The organism is Mesorhizobium sp. P2_B5 (assembly GCF_056404775.1).
Genome location: NZ_JBFUDJ010000002.1, coordinates 874,167 through 894,373 on the forward strand (window position 1 = coordinate 874,167; position 20,207 = coordinate 894,373).

General features: G+C 62.4%; 19 protein-coding genes. 6 read left to right on the forward strand and 13 right to left on the reverse strand.

Going from position 1 to position 20,207, the window contains the following annotated elements:
• Positions 1 to 120: 120 nt before the first annotated feature.
• The 6 genes from AC1D1N_RS10675 to AC1D1N_RS10700 form a co-directional block, all read right to left on the reverse strand.
• On the reverse strand, positions 121 to 1,191 hold the full coding sequence (locus tag AC1D1N_RS10675) for an AI-2E family transporter (RefSeq protein ID WP_477348413.1): 1,071 nt from the start codon (positions 1,189 to 1,191) through the stop codon (positions 121 to 123).
• 241 nt (positions 1,192 to 1,432) lie between these two features.
• The gene (locus tag AC1D1N_RS10680; RefSeq protein WP_477348415.1) at positions 1,433 to 2,104 is read right to left on the reverse strand and encodes a DUF6064 family protein; all 672 of its coding nucleotides are present in this window, start codon (positions 2,102 to 2,104) and stop codon (positions 1,433 to 1,435) included.
• 204 nt (positions 2,105 to 2,308) lie between these two features.
• Complete coding sequence (locus tag AC1D1N_RS10685; protein ID WP_477348417.1) at positions 2,309 to 5,506, reverse strand: efflux RND transporter permease subunit; 3,198 nt, start codon at positions 5,504 to 5,506, stop codon at positions 2,309 to 2,311.
• Positions 5,503 to 6,465 (reverse strand): efflux RND transporter periplasmic adaptor subunit, encoded by a 963-nt coding sequence (locus AC1D1N_RS10690; protein WP_436260891.1) that lies wholly within the window; start codon positions 6,463 to 6,465, stop codon positions 5,503 to 5,505. Before AC1D1N_RS10690 ends, AC1D1N_RS10685 begins: the two co-directional genes overlap by 4 nt.
• A gap of 11 nt (positions 6,466 to 6,476) precedes the next feature.
• Positions 6,477 to 6,677 (reverse strand): YgaP family membrane protein, encoded by a 201-nt coding sequence (locus tag AC1D1N_RS10695; protein ID WP_140685429.1) that lies wholly within the window; start codon positions 6,675 to 6,677, stop codon positions 6,477 to 6,479.
• A 154-nt stretch (positions 6,678 to 6,831) separates the two neighbouring features.
• On the reverse strand, positions 6,832 to 8,139 hold the full coding sequence (locus AC1D1N_RS10700; protein WP_436260892.1) for an NAD(P)/FAD-dependent oxidoreductase: 1,308 nt from the start codon (positions 8,137 to 8,139) through the stop codon (positions 6,832 to 6,834).
• A gap of 218 nt (positions 8,140 to 8,357) precedes the next feature.
• On the opposite strand from AC1D1N_RS10700, the gene AC1D1N_RS10705 reads away from it, so the two are divergent.
• The 3 genes from AC1D1N_RS10705 (at position 8,358) to AC1D1N_RS10715 (ending at position 10,164) form a co-directional block, all read left to right on the forward strand.
• Entirely contained in the window at positions 8,358 to 8,693 is a 336-nt protein-coding gene (locus tag AC1D1N_RS10705; protein ID WP_436260893.1) for an ArsR/SmtB family transcription factor, read from the forward strand.
• A 252-nt stretch (positions 8,694 to 8,945) separates the two neighbouring features.
• Positions 8,946 to 9,584 carry a helix-turn-helix domain-containing protein gene (locus AC1D1N_RS10710; RefSeq protein ID WP_477348420.1) on the forward strand — a complete coding sequence of 213 codons (639 nt, stop codon included), beginning with the start codon at positions 8,946 to 8,948 and terminating at the stop codon, positions 9,582 to 9,584.
• A gap of 64 nt (positions 9,585 to 9,648) precedes the next feature.
• Positions 9,649 to 10,164 carry a GNAT family N-acetyltransferase gene (locus AC1D1N_RS10715; protein WP_436260895.1) on the forward strand — a complete coding sequence of 172 codons (516 nt, stop codon included), beginning with the start codon at positions 9,649 to 9,651 and terminating at the stop codon, positions 10,162 to 10,164.
• Positions 10,165 to 10,199: 35 nt separating this feature from the next.
• Here AC1D1N_RS10715 and AC1D1N_RS10720 read toward each other — a convergent pair whose 3' ends face one another.
• Positions 10,200 to 10,562, reverse strand: coding sequence for a hypothetical protein (locus AC1D1N_RS10720; RefSeq protein ID WP_477348423.1), 363 nt, complete (start codon positions 10,560 to 10,562; stop codon positions 10,200 to 10,202).
• A gap of 458 nt (positions 10,563 to 11,020) precedes the next feature.
• Here AC1D1N_RS10720 and AC1D1N_RS10725 point away from each other — a divergent pair, with 458 nt between their 5' ends.
• Complete coding sequence (locus AC1D1N_RS10725) at positions 11,021 to 11,308, forward strand: hypothetical protein (RefSeq protein ID WP_436260897.1); 288 nt, start codon at positions 11,021 to 11,023, stop codon at positions 11,306 to 11,308.
• A 387-nt stretch (positions 11,309 to 11,695) separates the two neighbouring features.
• Here AC1D1N_RS10725 and AC1D1N_RS10730 read toward each other — a convergent pair whose 3' ends face one another.
• Complete coding sequence (locus tag AC1D1N_RS10730) at positions 11,696 to 12,901, reverse strand: FAD-dependent oxidoreductase (RefSeq protein ID WP_436260898.1); 1,206 nt, start codon at positions 12,899 to 12,901, stop codon at positions 11,696 to 11,698.
• Between the two features lie 155 nt (positions 12,902 to 13,056).
• Here AC1D1N_RS10730 and AC1D1N_RS10735 point away from each other — a divergent pair, with 155 nt between their 5' ends.
• Entirely contained in the window at positions 13,057 to 14,064 is a 1,008-nt protein-coding gene (locus AC1D1N_RS10735; RefSeq protein ID WP_436260899.1) for a dihydroxyacetone kinase subunit DhaK, read from the forward strand.
• Positions 14,065 to 14,094: 30 nt separating this feature from the next.
• Positions 14,095 to 14,736, forward strand: coding sequence for a dihydroxyacetone kinase subunit DhaL (gene dhaL / locus AC1D1N_RS10740; RefSeq protein WP_436260900.1), 642 nt, complete (start codon positions 14,095 to 14,097; stop codon positions 14,734 to 14,736).
• A gap of 72 nt (positions 14,737 to 14,808) precedes the next feature.
• On the opposite strand, the gene derI is transcribed toward dhaL, so the two are convergent.
• The 5 genes from derI to AC1D1N_RS10765 form a co-directional block, all read right to left on the reverse strand.
• The gene (derI, locus tag AC1D1N_RS10745) at positions 14,809 to 15,246 is read right to left on the reverse strand and encodes a D-erythrulose-4-phosphate isomerase (protein ID WP_352558297.1); all 438 of its coding nucleotides are present in this window, start codon (positions 15,244 to 15,246) and stop codon (positions 14,809 to 14,811) included.
• 25 nt (positions 15,247 to 15,271) lie between these two features.
• Positions 15,272 to 16,039, reverse strand: a complete 768-nt coding sequence (locus AC1D1N_RS10750; RefSeq protein ID WP_436260901.1) for a triose-phosphate isomerase — start codon at positions 16,037 to 16,039, stop codon at positions 15,272 to 15,274.
• Between the two features lie 83 nt (positions 16,040 to 16,122).
• Positions 16,123 to 17,061, reverse strand: coding sequence for a sugar phosphate isomerase/epimerase family protein (locus AC1D1N_RS10755; protein WP_436260902.1), 939 nt, complete (start codon positions 17,059 to 17,061; stop codon positions 16,123 to 16,125).
• On the reverse strand, positions 17,061 to 18,578 hold the full coding sequence (locus tag AC1D1N_RS10760) for a glycerol-3-phosphate dehydrogenase (RefSeq protein WP_477348427.1): 1,518 nt from the start codon (positions 18,576 to 18,578) through the stop codon (positions 17,061 to 17,063). Before AC1D1N_RS10760 ends, AC1D1N_RS10755 begins: the two co-directional genes overlap by 1 nt.
• The gene (locus AC1D1N_RS10765; RefSeq protein WP_477348429.1) at positions 18,575 to 20,134 is read right to left on the reverse strand and encodes an FGGY family carbohydrate kinase; all 1,560 of its coding nucleotides are present in this window, start codon (positions 20,132 to 20,134) and stop codon (positions 18,575 to 18,577) included. Before AC1D1N_RS10765 ends, AC1D1N_RS10760 begins: the two co-directional genes overlap by 4 nt.
• Positions 20,135 to 20,207 lie beyond the last annotated feature (73 nt).

Sequence of the window (20,207 nt, forward strand, 5' to 3'; positions counted from 1 at the left end):
AGAATCGCGAAAACCGTGCTGCCGTCGAACTCGAACGCGATATGGGATTTGCTGTGACAACTTGTCCCGATGATCCGACACTTGTGCTGGTTCGAAGAGAACTGGGAAGAATGGCACAGTCTAGCTGCCGGGTACCGGGTCCGCCTCCGATGGGCCCTTCAATCGCTTCTTAAGAATATCAACGAGGCTGATCGTGACGGCTATCGCAGCCGGGCCGAGAACGAGCCCGGAAGCTCCGAAGAGGACAATGCCGCCGACCGCGCCGATGAAGGCCACCACCGTGTGGAGCCGCAACCGGTTCCCGACAAGCATCGGGTAGAGCAGATTGTCGATGCCGGCGACGATGACGCCGCCCCATATGGTCAATATCGCCGCGCTGGCCCAAACGCCTTCCAGCGCGAAATAGACCGCTGCCGGCACCCAGATTACGAAAGCGCCGAGCACAGGCACGATGGCCAGAAGCCCCATCACCAGGCCCCAGAAGGCCGGAGTGGGCAAGCCGAGCCACCAGAACATCAGACCACCCAAGGCTCCCTGAACAGCGGCGACGACCACGGTGCCGATGAGAGAGGCATGTACCGTTTCTGCAAAACGGGACAGGATGTAAGCCGTTTCCGGAGCATGCAGGGGCGAAAGGCTCTCAACCCATCGCAGGACATGCGACCGATCCCGCAGGAAATAGAAGAGAAAATAGAACGTTAGCACGAACATCACGACCTGATTGATGGAGCCCCGCAATAGCGATGTGCTTTGTCCCGTCAGCCATTGAGCGAATGCGGCAACTGAGCCGGCCGGGTCGAGTCGATCCTCAATCCACAGAGCAATGGCCGAAAGCCTGGGATAATCTGACGCGAAGCCATTTGCGTTCCATCCCCGGATGACCTCCTCCAGATAGGTAGCTCCGTTTGCCGCCTCGCGAACGAGTTGCTGTGCCACGAAGATCAGCGGCAAGCCGACTGCAACAGCCGCGACGCTTACCGATATCAGGGCTGCCAGATTTCGATTTCCGGTCTTTGCCTCCACCTTCAGATGGGCCGGATGAAGCACGATTGCCAGCACGAGTGCCCAAGTCAATGCGGATAAGAACGGCAGCGCCAACAGATAGCAGACATATAAACCGATCGCTGTCGCAGCCAGGACGCCCAGCAACCTCACCTGTTTCATGTCCGACATCTGTTTCGGGCCGAGCATCTCGCGCCATCTCACAAGCCAAGCGAGCCTGACTGGTTTCCTGACAAAAGGGCAACTTCCGTAGCCATATCCTTGCCACTGTCGAACCTGGCAAATTTAGAATCCGATAGCGACGACGGATTGGCAAGCACGTCAGGAAGTTCGCAGTGTAAATTCACATTCCACACACGCGGGTGTGACAACAGCACCGGCAGCCTAAGGCTTTCCGCACCCGGTGAATGTATGCTTAGGCATTGGCTTCTCAGGATCTCGAACCTTCCAAATTGGCGTCGCTGCGACATGCGACCACCAATGGGACCGCAACAAAACCGCTAACGAGAAGTAACCAATCTTGCGGCACGCCGAGGAGGAACGCTGCACTCCCTCCGATCAACGACCAGATGAAGGGGATCGCGAGCAGCCACCGCGACATAGGAGGCTTTGCGAAGAGAAAGAAACCGAAGGTGAAAATCGTCACGGGACAGGGCGTGACACCGAACACTGGCATTTGCGGATATGCGTGACCCGTCCAGATGCCTAGAAGGGGGTAAAGGACGACCGCATAGGCGACCAAACCAATTCCCACGCTCGCTGCAGGTCCAGAACCCAGCCCGAAGCGCAGTTCGTTCCTAACGACACCAACAGAGGCCAGCATGGCTCCCTGCGCGACAAAGAGGCCGCCAAAGATAAGCGCGGCCTTGTTGATCTCTGCAAAATGGAGCCAATGATATCCAACTCCGGTCCACAGCCACATGATTGCAAGGGTGCCAGCGATCAGACGATCCGCCATTCGCGGTCGCCAAAACAACATGGCCACGGCAAGCAAGCCAAGGCCAAATGCAGCCAGTTGCGCCGGCCAGATGTCTTCATTGTATGCGGCCAGGTTGGCGAGAAACTGATCACGCGTGAAGGGCAACATCGAGTGGATCTCCATGCCGTTTCACCATAGCCGCGGCCGCAGGACACTCGATTGATCTGGCGCAAATGCGGAAACGCAATTCGCCCCTCCTCAAGCGGCCTGTCTCCCAGCAGACCTGACTAATCGTTAAGTTATGTGCACACCAACGCCCATCCGCTTTTCCCGAGGCAAGCCGACGCCTCGTCTTGGCAGCACCGGCAACGGCGGCTGCGCTCGCGATCACGTGCGCAGCACGCGGTAGATCGCCGGTATGACCAGCACAGTCAGCAGCGTCGAGGAGGCCAGGCCGAACAGCAGCGAGATCGCCAGACCCTGGAAGATCGGATCGGTCAGGATCACCGCCGCGCCGATCATGGCGGCAAGTGCGGTGAGCAGGATCGGCTTGAACCTGATCGCGCCGGCCTCGATCAGCACCTCGCTCAACGGCCTGTCGGGCGATGCCGCATGGCGGATGAAGTCGACCAGCAGGATCGAATTGCGCACGATGATGCCGGCCAGCGCGATGAAGCCGATCATCGAGGTGGCTGTGAACGGCGCGCCGAACAGCCAGTGCCCGCCGAGTATGCCGATGAAGGTCAGCGGGATCGGCGTCAGGATCACCAGGGGCACCTTGAACGAGCCGAACTGGGCGACGACGAGGATGTAGATGCCGAGCAGCGCGACGCCGAAGGCCGCCCCCATGTCGCGGAAGGTCACCCAGGTGACTTCCCATTCGCCGTCCCACAAAAGCGTCGGCCGGCTTTCATCCTCCGGCTGGCCGTGCAGCAAGATCGCGGGCTTCGGCAGTCCGGTCCAGTTCTGCGCGTCGATGGCCTTGCTGACGGCGAGCATGCCGTAAAGCGGCGCCTCGAAGCTGCCGGCAAGCTCGGCCGTCACCATTTCGGCAGCGCGGCCATTATGCCTGAACACCGGGAACGAAGCGCGCTCCGGCGTCACCCGCACGACATCGCCGAGTTCGACCACGCCGCGGTCGCCAGGCAGGACATTGGCCGGAATTGGGGTGGTCAGGAAGCGCTCGTCGAGCGTCCTTTCGCCCTTCGGCCGCTCGATCCGGATCGGGATCGGCTGGCGGCCTCCGCCGCGATGCGAATAGCCGACGGTCTTGCCCCCATTGAGGATGGCAAGCGTGTCGAAGACGTCGCTTTCCTCGACATGGAAGAACTCCGCATCGTCGGTGGAGATCGTGGCGCGCAGCCGGCGTGCCGGCTGTCCCCAGGAGTTGTCGACGTCGACGATGAAGGGCACGGAGCGGAACGCCGCCTCGATCCTGGCGGCGACCTTGCGACGGGTCCCGCCGTCGGGTCCGTAGATCTCGGCCAGCAGCGTTGCCATCACCGGCGGGCCGGGCGGCGGCTCGACCACCTTCAGGCTGGTGCCTTGCGGTACGGGGATCGTGGCGATGCGTTGGCGGACGTCGAGCGCGATCTCATGGCTGGAGCGGGCACGGTTCGCCTTCGGCAGCAGGTTGAGCGCCACGTCGCCCTGCTGCGGCTCGGTGCGCAGGACGGCGTGGCGGACGAGGCCGTTGAAGTTGAAGGGTGCCGCCGTGGCGGCATGTGTCTGGACCGATCGAACCTCCTTCAATTCGAGAACCTTGGCGGCGACGGCCTGCGCCACCGCATCGGTCGCTTCGACGGAAGACCCTTCCGGCAGATCGATGGTCACCGACAGGTCGGACTTGTTGTCGAAGGGCAGCAGCTTGACCGTGACATGCTCGGTGTAGAACAGCGCGAGCGAGCCGAGCGTCAGCACGCCGACGACGAGCAGGAAGGCCCAGCTCGCCTTCTTCGAGGCCAGGATCGGCCGGGCGACGGCGGTGTAGGCGCGGCCGAGCGGGCCGCCATTGCCATGATCCTGGTGGGCATGCACCGGCGCCCGCCCGGCAAGTTTAAGCATCAGCCACGGCGTCACCGTCACCGCGACGAAGAAGGAGAAGATCATCGCCGCCGAGGCATTGGCCGGGATCGGGCTCATATAGGGGCCCATCATTCCCGAGACGAACAGCATCGGCAGCAGTGCGGCGACCACGGTCAAGGTGGCGACGATGGTCGGGTTGCCGACCTCCGCTACCGCCTCGATTGCCGCCTGCCGGCGATCCCGGCCGCCGCCCATGGCCCAGTGGCGCGAGATGTTCTCGATTACCACGATGGCATCGTCGACGAGAATGCCTATGGAGAAGATCAGCGCGAACAGCGAGACGCGGTTCAGCGTGTAGCCCATGACGCGCGAGGCAAACAGCGTGAGCAGGATGGTCACCGGAATGACGACGGCCACGACCATCGCTTCGCGGCGGCCGATGGCGACCCAGACCAGTACGATGATCGAGATCGTCGCCAGGCCGAGATGGTAGAGGAGCTCATTGGCCTTGTCGTTGGCGGTCTCGCCGTAATTGCGCGTCACGTCGATCGAGATATCGCCGGGGATCAGCCCGCCCTGGAGCAATGCGACCCGGTGCAGAATGGCGTCGGCGACGGCGACCGCGTTCGATCCAGCGCGTTTGGCGATTGCGAGCGTGACAGACGGCACGCGGTCGACACCAACGCCGGCCCCGGTGACCGTTGACACCAGCGTATCACCTGTGTCGGCGGCGAAGGCGACGTCGGCCACATCGCGGACATAGACGGGACGGTTGTCACGCGATGTCAGGAGCAGGTTGCCGATCTGGTCGGGCGAGGCCAATGTCTCGCCGGCGACGATGTCGATCTGCTCGCCCCTGTCGCGCACACGTCCGGCGGGAAAGGCCTTGTTGGCGCCCGACACCTTGGCGGCGAGCTGCTGCAGGGTGACACCGTAAAGGGCGAGCTTTTCCGGGTTCGGATTGACGCGGATGATCTCTCCGGTGTCGCCGACCAGATAGGTTAGGCCGACATTGTCGATCTTGGCGATCTCGGTGCGCAGTTCGCGCGCGATGCGGGTGAGGTCGTTGGCCGTCATGCGCGCGGCCGCCTCCGGCTTCGGCGACAGCGTCAGCGTGACGATGGCGACGTCGTCGATGCCGCGGCCGACGATCAGCGGCTCGGGCACGCCGACGGGAATGCGATCCATGTTGGCGCGCACCTTGTCGTGTACGCGCAGCACGGCAGCGTCCGACGATGTGCCGACGATGAAGCGGGCGGTGACCATCACCTGGTCGTCGCGCGTCTGCGAATAGACATGCTCGACGCCGTCGATGCCCTTGACGATCGTCTCCAGCGGCTCGGTGATCAGCTTCACGGCGTCGTCTGCCTTGAGGCCATCGGCGCGCACGAAGATGTCGACCATCGGCACCGAGATCTGCGGCTCCTCCTCGCGCGGCAGCGTAAGCAGCGCCACCAGCCCGAAGGCGAAGGCGGCGACCAGGAACAGCGGCGTCAGCGGCGACGCAATGAAGGCCCGCGTCAGCGCACCGGCGATGCCTAACGAGGCGGGACCTTTCATGGGGTGACCACGACCTCGCCGGCCGCCAGGCCGGTCAGGATCTCGACATAGTCACCGTCGGCGCGCTTGGTCCGTTCGCCTGTGACCACCGCGCGCTCGACACTTCCACCACCTGCGGCGACGCGCACGAAATCGATCCCCGAACGGGTCTGGATCGCCGAAGCCGGCACCAGCAGCGCGGAGCGCTCGGCGACCGGCAGCTCGACCAGGACACGGGCATCGATGAAATTGGTATCGAGATTATCAACCTCGACGTCGGCGATGACGCGGCCATTGTCGATCTGCGGATAGATCTTGGCGAGGCGGCCAGGGGCCTCCTTGCCGCCGGCATTGATACGGATGGCGGCGCCCTCTCTCAGGGACGCCGCGTAACGCTCCGGAACGGCCAGCCGTAGGAACACGCCGCCGCCACCAATGGTGGCCACCACTTCACCGGCCATGATGACCGCGCCACGCGTCGCCGGCACGGTCAGCACGCGGCCGTCGCCGGGAGCAAAGACATCGCCCTCGGCGCCCTGTTGCACGATCACCGAACGCTGGGCCTCGGTCGCGGCAAGCTGGTTGCGCGCGACGTCGACTTCGGTACGGAGCTGATCGAGGCGCTGCGCGGTCACGACGCCCTTGTCGACCAGCGACTGGCCACGGGCGAGTTCGGACTGCGCGGTGTCCAGCTGTGCCTGCAGCGCGCGCAACTGGGCGTCCAGCGCGGCGACCTGATACGCGATCTTGTCGTCCTGGACGGTGGCAATCTTTTGCCCCGCCTTGACCGGTTCACCCTCGGTGACGGCCAGGTCGACGATCAGCCCGCCGATGCGGGCGCGCGCCGGGACAGTGTCGCGCGCCTCGACACGGCCATAGACCGCTTTCCATTCGGTCACGGTCGTCGGCGCCAGCGTCAGCGTGCCGGCAAGCGCTGGAGAGGTCGCCAGCAACGCGGCGACCAAAAGGGGCATGCGCATCCGGGTCTTCCTTAGAATGCGCATCCCGGCTTGACGCCGAGCTTGCGGAAGACCATCGCCGCCGGACAGAAGCCGGTGAACGCCGATTGCAGCATGTTCAAGCCGACGAAGACCGTCAGCCATACGAACAGCGGCGAGACAAAGGCGGTGAGCACCACGGACAAAAGCACCATGGTGCCGGCGAAGGCGAGAACGGAACGGTCAAGGGACATCGACATCTCCATTTGTATATGATTATATGTAGATATATGAATGTTATCGTTGACTGCAAGGGGCTAAGCCAGATTTGTCGCCGGCGGTTACGGGCCTTCGATTGGGCCGCCAGCCGCCGTCCGCCTGAGGGCCGGTCGCAGCGGCTTGCCCCGGTCAGGCTCCCGGGACATCCGCTGATACCTCGACCTTAATCTGCTTGAGCTTGTCGATGCCGAGCGCCTGCAACGCCAGGCGCTCGTAGAAGGGTTCGGACTTGCCGGTCCTGATCTTATGCAGGAAATACTTCTCAAAGCCGACCTTGGCGGTGTGCACCCATTTGCCGGAGGAGGACCAGTTGACGTTGCGCGGCGGAATCTGCGGCTGCGCTACGAAGGCGACACCGGAATCGCCGAAATCGGCGAGGCAGACCGCGTTCCACGTGCCCTGGGCATCGGGCTCGGCGCCCTTCACCAGCCGACCAATGTTGCGCGCCGTCGCCGTCACCATGGATTCGATCATGAAGCCGGTCTTGGGCACGCCCACCGGTACAGGTGTCTTGCCGATCGGCGGGATGGCGACGCAGACGCCGACCGCGAATATTTCGGGGAAGGCCGGGTTGCGCTGGTGCTTGTCAACGATGATAAAGCCGCGCGGATTGGTGAGCCCCTCGATGCCGCGCACCGCCGCCACGCCGCGGAAGGCCGGCAGCATCATCGCAAAGGTGTGCGGCAATTCATGCGCCTGCCTGACCGACCCGTCGTCGGCGATTTCCTGGACGAACATCTTGCCGGGCTCGACCTTGTCGACCTTGGCGTTGCAGATCCACTTGATGTGATGCTGGCGCATCTCGCTCTCGAGCAGGCCCTTGGTGTCGCCGACGCCGTCGAGGCCGAGATGGCCGATATAGGGTTCGGAGGTGACGAAGGTCATGGGCACGCGGTCGCGCACCCTGGCGTCGCGCAACGCCTTGTCGAGGATGAAGGTGAATTCGTAAGCCGGTCCGAAGCAGGACGCGCCCTGGACCGCGCCGATGACGACCGGACCCGGCCTGGCGACGAGCGCGTCGAAGGCCGTCCTGGCCTTGAGTGCGTGGTCGATCTGGCAGACGGACTGGGTGTTGTGCTCCGGCCCGAGGCCCTCGATCTCATCGAAAGCGAGTTCGGGGCCGGTGGCGATCACCAGATAGTCGTAGGAGACAGATGAGCCGTCATTGAGTTCCACCGTGCGCTCAACCGGGTGGACGCGCCTGGCTCCTTGCGGATGAAAACCGATCTTGCGCCGTGCCAGCACCGGAGCAAGGTCGATCTCGACCGCTTGCCTGTCGCGCCAGCCGACGGCGACCCAGGGGTTGGACGGCACGAATGAATAGTGGCTGCCATTGTTAACGACGGAAACCTGGTGTTCCCCGGCCAGTCCGTCGCGAAGCTCGTAGGCCATGATGGTGCCTCCCAACCCGGCACCCAGGACGACGACATGCGCCATGCTCTTCCCTCCTTTGCGTTGCTTCTAGCGTAGCGCCAACGTTTCTGCCCCCGCGCAGGGATCGACGTTCGATAATCCTGCTCCATTGCGGCCGGCCGCGACTTGATCCGGATCAAATGAGCGCCGGGCGCTGGGCACGCGGTATCGAACCGTCGGATTGACAGATCCAAGGGTCGGGCCAATATTATTTGTGGCTCTTAATATGATAATGTATTGATATGCGTAATGAGAAGATCATCCAACTGGACAAAAAGGCACGCGAGGCAGCTGAACTGCTTGCGGCGATGGCCAATGAAAAGCGGCTGATGGTTCTATGCCATCTGCTAAACGGCGAGACGAGCGTCAATGATCTTGCCAAACTTGTCGCCATGAACCAGTCGGCGCTGTCGCAGCTCTTGTCGAAACTACGGGCACTGAAGCTGGTCGACACCCGACGCGATGCCCAGCAAATCTACTATAGGCTGGCCTCGGTGGAGGTCGAGCGCATTCTGCAGACACTCTACGGCATCTATTGCGACCCGGCGACGAAGGTGGCGAACTCCAGATCCAGGTGACATCGCACCCGCGCAATGGAGCCTAATGAGAACCGGGATGACGCATATCGTCCAACGCCTGACCAGCAGGAGGAGATGGTTCGAACAGCATTTCCAGGTCGAGGTTCGCGAGATGGCGTTGCTCCACATCACGGGTGGTCGTCGCGCCCTCGCAGCCGGTGGCCTACGTAGTTTCCCGTAGGGACATAACCGAATTTCGCGTGATCCGAATTCGCGCGATTGCTGTTGTCACGATCAACCGGGAACACAGCCATGTACGCTCAACAGATCGCCCACATTGAACTGCCAGTGCAACAGAGCCCTTTTTCCCTCCTCGATGGGGCATTGCCTCAGCCGGTCAGCTTCTTCCCAGCTGGTACGGAGATCTACGCCCAGGGCGAAAGGGCTGGGCCTCTTTACCAGGTCGAATTCGGCGCCGTGCGCGTCTACCGTTTGCTGGCCGACGGCCGGCGGCAGATCAGCGCCTTCCATATGGCCGGAGAGACATTCGGCTTCGAAGCCGACACCACGCACCATTTCTTCGCCGAGGCCATCAACGCGACCGGCGTGCGCGTCTTGCGGGTCGCCGCGGCCGCCGACATGTCCCGGCAGTTGCTGCCGCTGGCCCTCAAGGGCCTGATCAGAGCGCAGGAACATCTGCTGGTGCTTGGTCGCCAGAACGCCCTAGAACGTGTGGCGGCTTTCCTCGTCGACATGGCCGAACGCCAGGGCGGATTGCGCCAGGTCGAACTGCCGATGTCGCGGATGGATATCGGCGACTATCTCGGCCTCACGATCGAGACGGTCTCGCGGGTCTTCACCCGCCTGAAGGACAAGGGCGTCATCCGCCTCATCGGCCTGCGCAGCCTCGATATCCTCAAGCCGGACGTGCTCTTGGACATGGGCGAATAGCGCCCTCATCGCCCCGGCGACGCCATACAACGGCGCCCACAGGGCTAGTTAGGATCAGACGACGATGAGCAAAACCCTGACCACGCACACCGGATTCTGCTTTGAAGTGCGCGCCGCACGACCTGAAGATGAGCCAACATTGGCAGAGTTTTTCACCCATGTGACGCCGGAAGATTTGCGTTTCCGCTTTCTCGGCGCCGTGCGCGAAGTATCGCACGAACGGCTGGTCGCAATGACCCGCTCCGACGACACCCACATCCATAATTTCCTCGCGTTCGCACCGGGAGGAATGTTGATCGCGGTGGCAACGCTCGCCAGCGATCCGGCCGACCGGCGTGGCGAGGTCGCAGTCTGCATTCGCGACGACCACAAGCATCTGGGGGTCAGTTGGGAATTGCTCGCCCACATCGCGCGCTATGCGGACGAGCACGGTCTGGAATCGATCGAATCGATCGAAAATCGGGAAAACCGCGCTGCGATCGAGCTCGAGCGCGAGATGGGCTTCACTGTCACCACGGATCCTGACGACCCGACGCTCGTGCTGGTCCAGCGCAAGCGGGGCGCCAAGTTGCCGAAGTAGGTACGGGTGAGTGCTTCCAGCTGTGGGAAGATCGCTCAGAATGTTAGCAGTTCTCTTGCCACGGCTTGTTCTTCGTTGGCGGGAATGACGAGAATGTCGACGCTGGAATCTCGCGCGCCGACAACACCCGCACCGTTCTGGTTCAAATCATCGTCGAGCGCTACGCCAAGCCATTCGGCTGCCTCGCAAATCTTATGCCTGATCAGCGGCGCGTGCTCACCAATGCCAGCGGTGAACACCAGCGTGTCGAGCCCGCCAAGCGCGGCGGCAAGCGACCCGATCTCCAGTCCGACGCGATAGATGCCTACCCCGCGCCCGGCGGCATTGCGAGGTAGCTTATTGTGGCTGTGCCAGGAGTATTTCCGACGGGGCGGCACCGAAGTTACCGAAGCTACCATGCTTCACCGATGGGCGATCCTGGAAGCTGTTTGCAAGCTTTCACACCCGCTCCGCGGGCCCGTCGACCGCGAATTTCCGACTAAGAGCACCCTGCCCTTTGCAGCAATGAAACGGGCTCACGTCAAAGAGCTCCGGGACACACGGGCCGATGCTCCGGGAGCTGCGAACAACATAACGAAGGCCATCAGCGCCATGTTTGCGTGGGTGAAGGATGCCGAGATTGTCGACGTCAACCCTGCAAACGGGAAAGCGCCTCACCACGGGCGACGATGAAGGTCTTCACACTTGGGAAGTGTCCGAGATCGTCCAGTATGAGAACCGGCACCCGCGCGGGACGATGGCTCGCATGGCACTGGCAATTTTCATGTTCACGGGGGCTGCGGCTGTCCGATGCGGCAATCTTCGGCAGACAACACATCACCGAGGTTCACAACAAGAATACGGGTAACTGGGAGAAGTGGACCGGATCAAGCCGGGCAAGACAGACAAAAGTAAGGTGCGCAGCCAGCCGGTGGTCGTCGAATTGCCGTTGCTGCCGGAACTCGAGGCCGAGCTTTCCTGCGCACCGGCGGGCAACCTGACATTCCTCGTTACCGAGTATGGCCGGCCCTTTCGGAAAATGGCCTTGGGAACAAAATGCGCCAATGGTGCGATGAAGCCGGACTTCCCAACTGCAGCGCCCATGGGGTGCGCAAGGCAGGTGCTACCGTCGCTGCAGAAAACGGTGCCACGCACGAGCAGCTGAAAGCGATATATGGCTGGACTACCTATCAGCAGCCTGACCACTACATCCGCAAGGCGCGCCGCCGGATAGTGGCTCAGTCAGCCCGGACCCTGCTGGTATACGATCGAAACGAGAACGAAAATGTCCCACTTTTTGACGGGGCTGAGGAAGGTGGGACAAAAAAGACCAAAAAAGCAGTTAAATCAATGGCGGAGAGAGCCAATGGTGGGCCCGGAGGATGTATGAAAACTATTGATTCTATTGCGTTTTTCGTGGGCCAAAATTAGAAAGTTCCCGTATCGTTCCGTATTGTCTTGCGATTGATCCCGACATCAGATTTCGACACGCCAGCGCGAAACAGTATCGGCTTGTGGCGACGTCATTTCCCTATCAAGCCATGCCATCGGCCTACCCCGCCGCCAAAGCCGTCACTTCACGGCGGAACGGCAGCGCATCACCAATATCGTCTTCGTCCAGTTCGCGCGCGAAGCGGTGTCCGGCATAGGTCGCCCAGGCGATCGGACCTGGCGCCTCGGCATCGCCTATGACCTTGATCGAGCGAATGCCATTGTCGGCCCATTCGTCGCGCCGGGCTTTCAGGTCGCGCCAGACCTGGTCGTCCTGTTGGCGCGACGTCACCAGCACCACGGCGTCGGCGGCAATGTCGCGTTCGGCACCGGTGTAGGCGCAGACGGTGGCAACGCCTCCCGGCACGACGCGCGTCACGGTCCGGTTCAGCACGATCTCGACGCCGAGCCCGGCCAGACGGCGGTGGATGGCGCCCTGCTCCAGCGTGTTGCGGGTCCAGTCCGACACATAGGCGGACGGCGTCACCAGCGTCACCCTAGCGCCATTGCGCGCCATCAGCTCGGCCAGAACGCCGCCCATGTGGTAGTGGTCGTCGTCGAACAGCACGATGGTGCCAGTCGGCACATTGCCGCCCATCAAATCGTCCGGCGTGTAGACCGGCATGGCCAGATCCATCGGCATCGGCACGACATGCGCGCGTGCCACGCCGTCGCGGCGCCATGTTGAGCCGGTCGCGATGGCGATGTTTTGAAAGCCGAAGGCCAGGATCTCGTCGGCAGACAACCGGCTTTCGAAATAGATGTCGACATTGGCCATCTGGCTGAGCTGATACTGGCGATAGTCGCGCACGCGGCCCCAGGCGGAAAGGCCAGGCAAGAGGCACTCGCGCGCCACGCGGCCGCCGAGCTCGGTCCCGGCCTCGGCGAGGGCCACCTGATAGCCGCGCAGGCCGAGCGCGCGTGCAGCCTCCAGCCCGGCAGGACCGGCACCGACGATCAGCACGCTGTCACTGTCGCCCTTAGCCTGCATGCGTTCGGGATGCCACCCCTTGCGCCACTCCTCCATGAAGGTCGGGTTCTGCGTGCAGCGCGAGATCGACATGGTCATGTCGCCGGTAATGCAGATGTTGCAGCCGATGCACTCGCGAATGTCCTCGATCCGCCCCTCTTCAACCTTCTTCGGCAGGAAGGGATCGGCGATCGACGGCCGCGCGCAGCCGATGAAATCAAGCGTACCGGACTTGATCATCTTCACCATCACGTCTGGCGAGGTAAAATCATCAGCAAGCGGACGTTCCGCTGGCAAGAAGAATTTCGCTTGGTGGCGGACGAAAAAAGCGACGGCGTGCAGATCCTGGCCGTGCCAGAGAGAGCCAACATTTGAAAACATCAATTGCCGGGGTGAAAATCTCGATTGCGCCCGGTATCATCTATGAAAATACCCAAATCGGAAGGACGCCGGTGCAAACCAAGAAGATCATCAATGACGGCAATCGCGCCGTCGACGAGATGCTGGAAGGCATCCTGGCAGCGCATCCCCGCCATCTCAAAAGCGTGGACGGCAGCCCACGTTCGATCATCGCCCGCGACGGACCGCGCCAGGGTAAGATAGGCCTCGTCATTGGTGGCGGCTCGGGCCACGAGCCGAGTTTTCTCGGCTTTGTCGGCAAGGGGCTGGCAGACGCGGCGGCCATCGGCAACGTCTTCGCCTCGCCGCCGCCCGACCCGATCCTTGAATGCGCAAAGGCAGCAGATGGCGGCGCCGGTGTGCTGTTCATGTACGGCAACTATGCAGGCGACGTAATGAATTTCGACATGGCGGCCGAGATGGCTGGGATGGACGATATTGAGGTGCGCACGGTGCTGAGCACCGACGACGTCGCGTCCGCGCCCGTTGGCGACAGGCACAAGAGACGGGGTGTCGCGGGCAATTTCTTCATCTTCAAGGCGGCAGGTGCCGCCTGCGACCGCATGTTGTCCTTCGATGAATGCGAGCGCATCGCTCGGAAAGCCAACGACCAAACATTCACCATGGGTGTGGCGTTGGCGCCTTGTTCGTTGCCGCAAACCCGCCGGCCGAATTTTGAGATCGGACCCGACGAGATGGAGATCGGCATGGGCATCCATGGCGAACCCGGCATCGCGCGCGGAAAGCTTAAAACGGCCGACGAGATCACCGACGAGATGCTGGACAGGATCCTCGCCGAGATGGCGCCGGCACGCGGCGAGAAGGTCGCCGTGCTGGTCAATTCGCTCGGTTCGACACCGCTGATGGAACTCTACATCATGAACCGGCGCGTGAAGCAGAGGCTTGACGATATCGGTGTGTCCATTCACGCAAGCTGGGTCGGCAATTACTGCACCTCGCTCGAAATGGCCGGCGCTTCGATCACGCTGCACCACCTCGACGAGGAGTTGCAGACGATGCTCGACCACCCTTGCGACTGCGCCATGTTTCGCGTTGGCTAAAACCTGTCGGAGCAGCAAGGGGACAAAGACATGACAACGATCGACACTGCCCACCTTGCCGCAATGTTCGCTGCCATTGCGGACGCCATGTCAGCCGACCGGGACCGGCTGTGCGCGCTTGACGGCGTGATTGGCGACGCCGACCACGGCATTGCGATGGAGCTTGGATTTTCCGCGGCACGCGACGCGGTTGCCGCATTGAACGCCGGGACCACCGAACCGACCACTTTGCTGAACACGGCGGCGAGGTCGTTCCTGAATGCCGTCGGCGCATCCTCCGGTCCGCTCTATGCCACCGCGTTCATGCGCGGCGCGGCAGCCGTGAAAGGCAAGACGACGCTCGATGAGGCGGACATGGTCGCCATGTTCCAGGCCATGGCCAAAGGCATCCAGGATCGCGGCAAGGCTGAAACAGGCGAAAAGACGATGATGGATGCCTGGGCGCCGGCTGCGACGGCGGCGGGCGAGGCGCTGGCCGCCGGCACGGGCCTGGCCGGCAGCCTTGCAGCTGCGGCCGAGGCGGCAAAGGCGGGCGCGGAGGCGACCAAGGCGATGATCGCCACCAAGGGACGGGCCGCCCGCCTCGGCGAACGCTCGCTTGGCCACATGGATCCGGGAGCGGCGTCTGCCGTAACCGTGATCGAGGCGATGCGGATCGCCTTGACCGGCTAGACCATCTCCATTTCGGAAAAGATCATATTCACGCAATAGGATAGAGGCTTGACTCGACTCTACCCGGCATCTTCAGCGCTTCGCGTCGAGCTTGTCGACGGCCTGCACATTTGCTGCAGACGGGCCGTTCGGATCGAACTCCGAGGCCAGCCACGCGTCGGCGATCGATTTCGCCAGTTCGGGACCGATCACGCGGGCACCCATGGTGATGATCTGGGCGTTGTTCGATTTTGCGGCGCGCTCCGCCGAATAGGTGTCGTGGGTCAAGGCTGCACGAATGCCCGGCACCTTGTTGGCGGAGATGCTGACGCCGATGCCGGTGCCGCAAAACAGGATGGCGCGATCGTAGTTGCCGTCGATAATTTCGTGGCCAACTGCGGCGGCGATATCGGCGTAGAATCCGGCCTGGCTGAGATCGACGACCTGCAGTTCGGGTTTGGTAGCGAGATGCTTGGCGATGACGTCGAGCAGCGGCTTGCCGGCGCTGTCGGCTCCGAGTGCGATCTTCATAACATGAACTCCTTTTGCTTCGCGGTCAGCGCTCGATTGCGCCCGACGCCTTTTTTAGAATGTCGATGTACCCTTCCGCTTGCCACGCCGAGCGGCCGATGAACAGCCCGTCGATATGTGGCTGGCCGATCAGTTCGGCCGCGTTGCCTGGATTGACGCTGCCGCCGTAAAGCACAAGCGGGGAGGCCGGCAAACGGCTTTGGGCGACCTGCTTGATCAGGGCCTGCTGCTTGTCGGCATAGTCCGCGCTTGCTGGAATGCCTTTCTCGCCGATCGCCCAGACCGGCTCATAGGCAAAGAGGATTTCGGCCGACAGTTCGTCGTCCTTCAAGCCCTGCAGTGCACCGAGAACCTGCGCGGTCAGGACATGATCGGCGCGGCCGCCTTCGCGCTCGGCCAACGTCTCGCCAACGCAGATCAGCGGCACCAGGCCATGCTTGACCGCCGCCGCCGTCTTCAATCCTACTGTCGCATCCGTTTCGCCGAAATGCTCGCGACGCTCGCTATGGCCAAGCTCGATCAGGTCCAGCCCGCAATCCCTCAGCATCACCGGCGAAATCTCTCCCGTCCAGGCGCCGGCATCGGCCCAATGCATGTTCTGGGCACCGACCTTCACGCGGGTGTCGGCGAGAGCCGCCTTCACCTGCCGCACCGCGGTGAACGGCGGAATGACGAAAGGCTGTATCGCCGGATCGAAACCGGGCACGAAGGCCGCCAACGCATCAGCGAACTGCAATGCCTCCGCCAGCGTCTTGTTCATCTTCCAGCTCGTGCCGACCCAATATGGGGTCATTCTTTTCTCCTTCGATCCGAAATTCGGACGACGCGTGTTCTCCCGGCCAGCATCGGCGCCGGCTTTCGAGCCGGCGTTTTCCCTCAGGCCCGAGGCTTGAGATCGTCGCGGCCGCTGTCGATGTAAGGCGCCCAGAAATCCACCGACTCGCGGATCATTGCAATCACCTGATGATCGACCGGTTCCCTCTCCCGGAACGAAAGTTCAAGGCAAATCTCGTTGTCGGTTCCGCCGCCCTGTCGCACGGTGTCGAGCAACTTCTGTGGAAGGATGCGACCATCTTTGTTGTAGGCGGCCGTGAAGGGCCAGTGGCCACCCTTGTTCATGGACGACTGCTTGATATGGATGATCGGGGATTGCAACGGAAAGGCTTTCGCCCAGGCATAGGGATCGGTATCGGCGGGGTTGGGTGAAGTGACGTCGCCATGGTCGATGTCGACCATCATTTTCATCGGGATCGGGAGCTTGGCCGCGTCGATGGCGCCCTGCAGGTCAACGCAGCTTTCGATCGTATGGCCAAACTCCCGCCCCACCGACATCGGCTCCCAGAACAGGTAGGTCAGGCCGGCTGCCTTGGCATGCTCGGCCACTTCGCACCAGCATTCGAGCGCGACGTCGAGAAGCGCTGCCCGCCGTTGCGGATCGTCATAATCCTTATAGGTGAAGATAGCGAACTGTGTGCCCATACCCGAAGCGCCGAGTTCGGCGGAGATGTCGGCAAAGGTCTTGAACCAGTCGACATAGTAGCGGCGCACATCTGCGTCCGGATGGCCGAAATGGTTGAGCCTGCCATAAGGCCCGGTCATCCCTGAGGTGACGCGTACTCCGGTCCGCGCCAGGGCGCTGTTGAACAGGCGCAGGAATTTGGCAATCGTTGCCGTCGGCCAGCCCGGATTGACGAATTCATGCGTCAGCTGCACGTCGCGGATGCCGATGCCATAGGCAATGGCGTCGATCAAATCGTCGGGATCAGCGAAACGATTGACCAGCGGGTTGGTGTTGAGAGAAAGCGTGAAGGCCATCAGTTTGCCGCCGCCATGATGTTAGCGCACCAGTCTTCAAATATTTTCCGCTCGGCCGCATTGATGTGCAACCCGTGCTTGGTGCGGCGTTCGAGAACATCGGCAGCAGTCATCGCCCATTCGGTCTCGAACAGGAAGGCAGCTTCGCGCTCAAAGAAATCCGGGCCGAAACGACGGCCGAGATCGGCTTCGTTTTTCACCCCTTTCAGCAAAGCGCGCGTGCGCGTGCCGTAGCTTCGCGCATAGTGCTTCACCAGCGACGGGCTAAGCGAGGAAAACTCGGCGTGCAGATCGCTCAAAAACTGCTCGAAATCCGCGTTGGGCAGGTCGCCCCCCGGCAAGGGAATTTTGGCGGTCCAGGCTTTCTTCATCGTCGGGAAGAATGGCTGGATTTTTTCCAGCGCATGTTCGGACAACTTGCGGAAGGTGGTGATCTTGCCGCCGAACACCGAAAGCAGTGGCGCGCCGCCATTCGGGGCGTCGAGTTCGAAGATGTAGTCGCGTGTCACCGCGCTTGGGTTGTCGGCATTGTCGTCATAGAGCGGTCGCACACCTGAGAAACTGTAGACCACGTCCTGCGCAGTCAGCTGGCGCTTGAAGTAGCGATTGACCACCTTGATCAGATAATCGACTTCGCTGGCCTCGGCAGCCACTTCCTCGGGCTTGCCTTCATAAGGAATGTCGGTGGTGCCGATCAGCGCCAGATCGTTCTCATACGGGTTGACGAAAATCACCCGCTTGTCGCTGTTCTGGATGAGGTAGGCCTGCCGTCCTTCCCAGAATTTGGGCACGACGATATGGCTGCCCTTCACCAGGCGAACGTTGCGGGTGGAATTCTGCCCGGCAACTCGGCTGATAATGTCGTTGACCCACGGCCCCGCCGCGTTGGCCAGCCCGCGTGCGCGGACCCTCGTCACAGCACCGGTGCGGCCGTCCTGCATGTCGATCGACCACAGGCCGCCTTCGCGCCTGGCAGCAATACAGGCGGTGCGAGTGAAGACTTTTGCGCCGCGCTGACTGGCGTCAAGCGCATTGAGCAGCACCAGCCTGGCGTCATCGACCCAGCAGTCGGAATATTCGAAGCCGAGCTTGAATTCGTCCTTGATCGGCGCCCCTTCCGGTGCCGTTCTTAGGTTCAGCGTCCTCGTTCCCGGCAGCCGCTTGCGGCCGCCAAGATGGTCGTAGAGAAACAGCCCGAGCCTGATAAGCCATGCCGGCCTGTCCTCGGGGCTATGCGGCAGCACGAAGCGCATCGGCCATATGATGTGCGGCGCCGCCTCAAGCAGCACCTCGCGTTCGATCAGCGCTTCGCGCACCAACCGGAACTCGTAATATTCGAGATAGCGCAGGCCGCCATGCACGAGCTTGCCGGAGCGTGAACTGGTGCCTTGCGCGAGATCGTCCTTCTCGCACAGGATGACCGACAGCCCTCGACCGGCCGCATCGCGCGCTATCCCGGCGCCGTTGACGCCGCCGCCAATCACAAAGAGATCGACAACATCTGACGTATCACTCAAGACTTTGCTCCTGTGCGGTGCGCCATGCCTTTCCACACCGGCCGCAGCGCCTGGCGCGCCGCGACAAAGGATGGAAACAGCGCATCGTAGGTTTGGGAAAGCGCCTCGTCATAGGTGTCGCATTCGCCCAGAAGTGGTGTCACCCATTCGGCGCAGCAATCATCCATGGAGCGATAAACGCCAAGCCCGACCGCGGCCATCATCGCCGCACCCGCAGCACCGGCTTCCTGGCGGCTGCTCGTCCTGACTTGCGCGCGGGTCACTGCGGCGATGATGCGGCGCAGCGAAGGGCTGCGCGCCGCGCCGCCCGACAGGCGGATTTCGCCCGGCACCGCGCCCATTGCCTGGTAGCAATCGCGCGCCGCGAAGGCCAATCCCTCAAGAACCGCGCGCGCCAGATCGCCAAAACCGTGCTTGACCGAAAGGCCGATGAAGCCTGCCCGCGCATCGGGATCGACGAACGGTCCGCGTTCGCCGGCGAGGGAGATATAGGGCTGATAGACCAGCGATCCCGGCTCCGATCCTTCGACCCAGGCATCGAGTGCTTTCAGCCATTCGTCGCGCGAAGGCTTGGCGCCGCTGGCAGTCAGCACGTCGCGCGCCAGGCCGAGCAGCCAGTCTATGTTGAGCGTCGCCGCCATGTTGGATTGCAGTTGCGCATAGGCGCCGGGAACCGGCATGGCGATCGTATAGCCGGACGCATTGTCGTTGAGCACGACATCGTCGGCGGTGCGCGCCAGGCGCGTGTGAATGCCGGTGGAGCCGATGACCGTGCAGCCGACATTGCCGCTTGGATCGTAGAGGCCGGCTCCGAGCGCGGTGCTGACCATATCCACGTAACCCAGCACCACCGGCGTGCCTTCGAGTAGGCCGGTCTCTCTCGCCGCCGATGGCGACAGCGGGTGATGGTCGGTCGTGCCTTCAAGCATGGGCGGCAACAAGCGGCGATGTGTCGTCAGATCGAGAATCTCGAGCACCGCATCGGAATAGCTGCGCGAGCGAAAATCGCCGAAGGTGAATGTGCCTTCCGACGGATCTGTGGCGCGCTCGCCGGTCATTTTGAAATAGAGCCAGTCCTTGCAATGAAAGGCGGTGGCGGCCCGCTTCAGGATTTCCGGGCTGTTCCTTTTCAGCCAGCTGAGCTGAGCGCCCTGCTGGCAGGCGTTGAGCCCGGTGCCGGTGATCTCGAACCGTGTGCGATCTCGGGCATCGCAGCGCATCTCGTCCACCAGATGGCCGGCGCGGGCATCGAGCCAGAGCCAGGCGCGCCCGACCGGCATGCCGTCGCCATCGATTAGCCAGGTACCGTCGCCCTGCCCGGTGATCGCCACCGCCGCAATTCGCCGCGCGAGATCGGGAATTTTCGTCACCAGTTCGCGAACCGTCTGAACCATATCGCGCCAGGTTTGATCGAGATCCTGCTCGGCGCCGCCGCCTTCCAGCGTGACGAAGCTGTTGGTCACCGACGCCATGGCAAGCTGCCGCCCCGAAAGATCGAAAGCGACCGATTTGATCACGGAGGTTCCCGCGTCGATCCCGATCAGCAGGTCTTTCATGCGGCAAGTTCCGGATGGTTATGAGGGCAATTCAAAGGAGCAGTCTTGTTGTCTGGAAGCCGTAGAAGAGGCA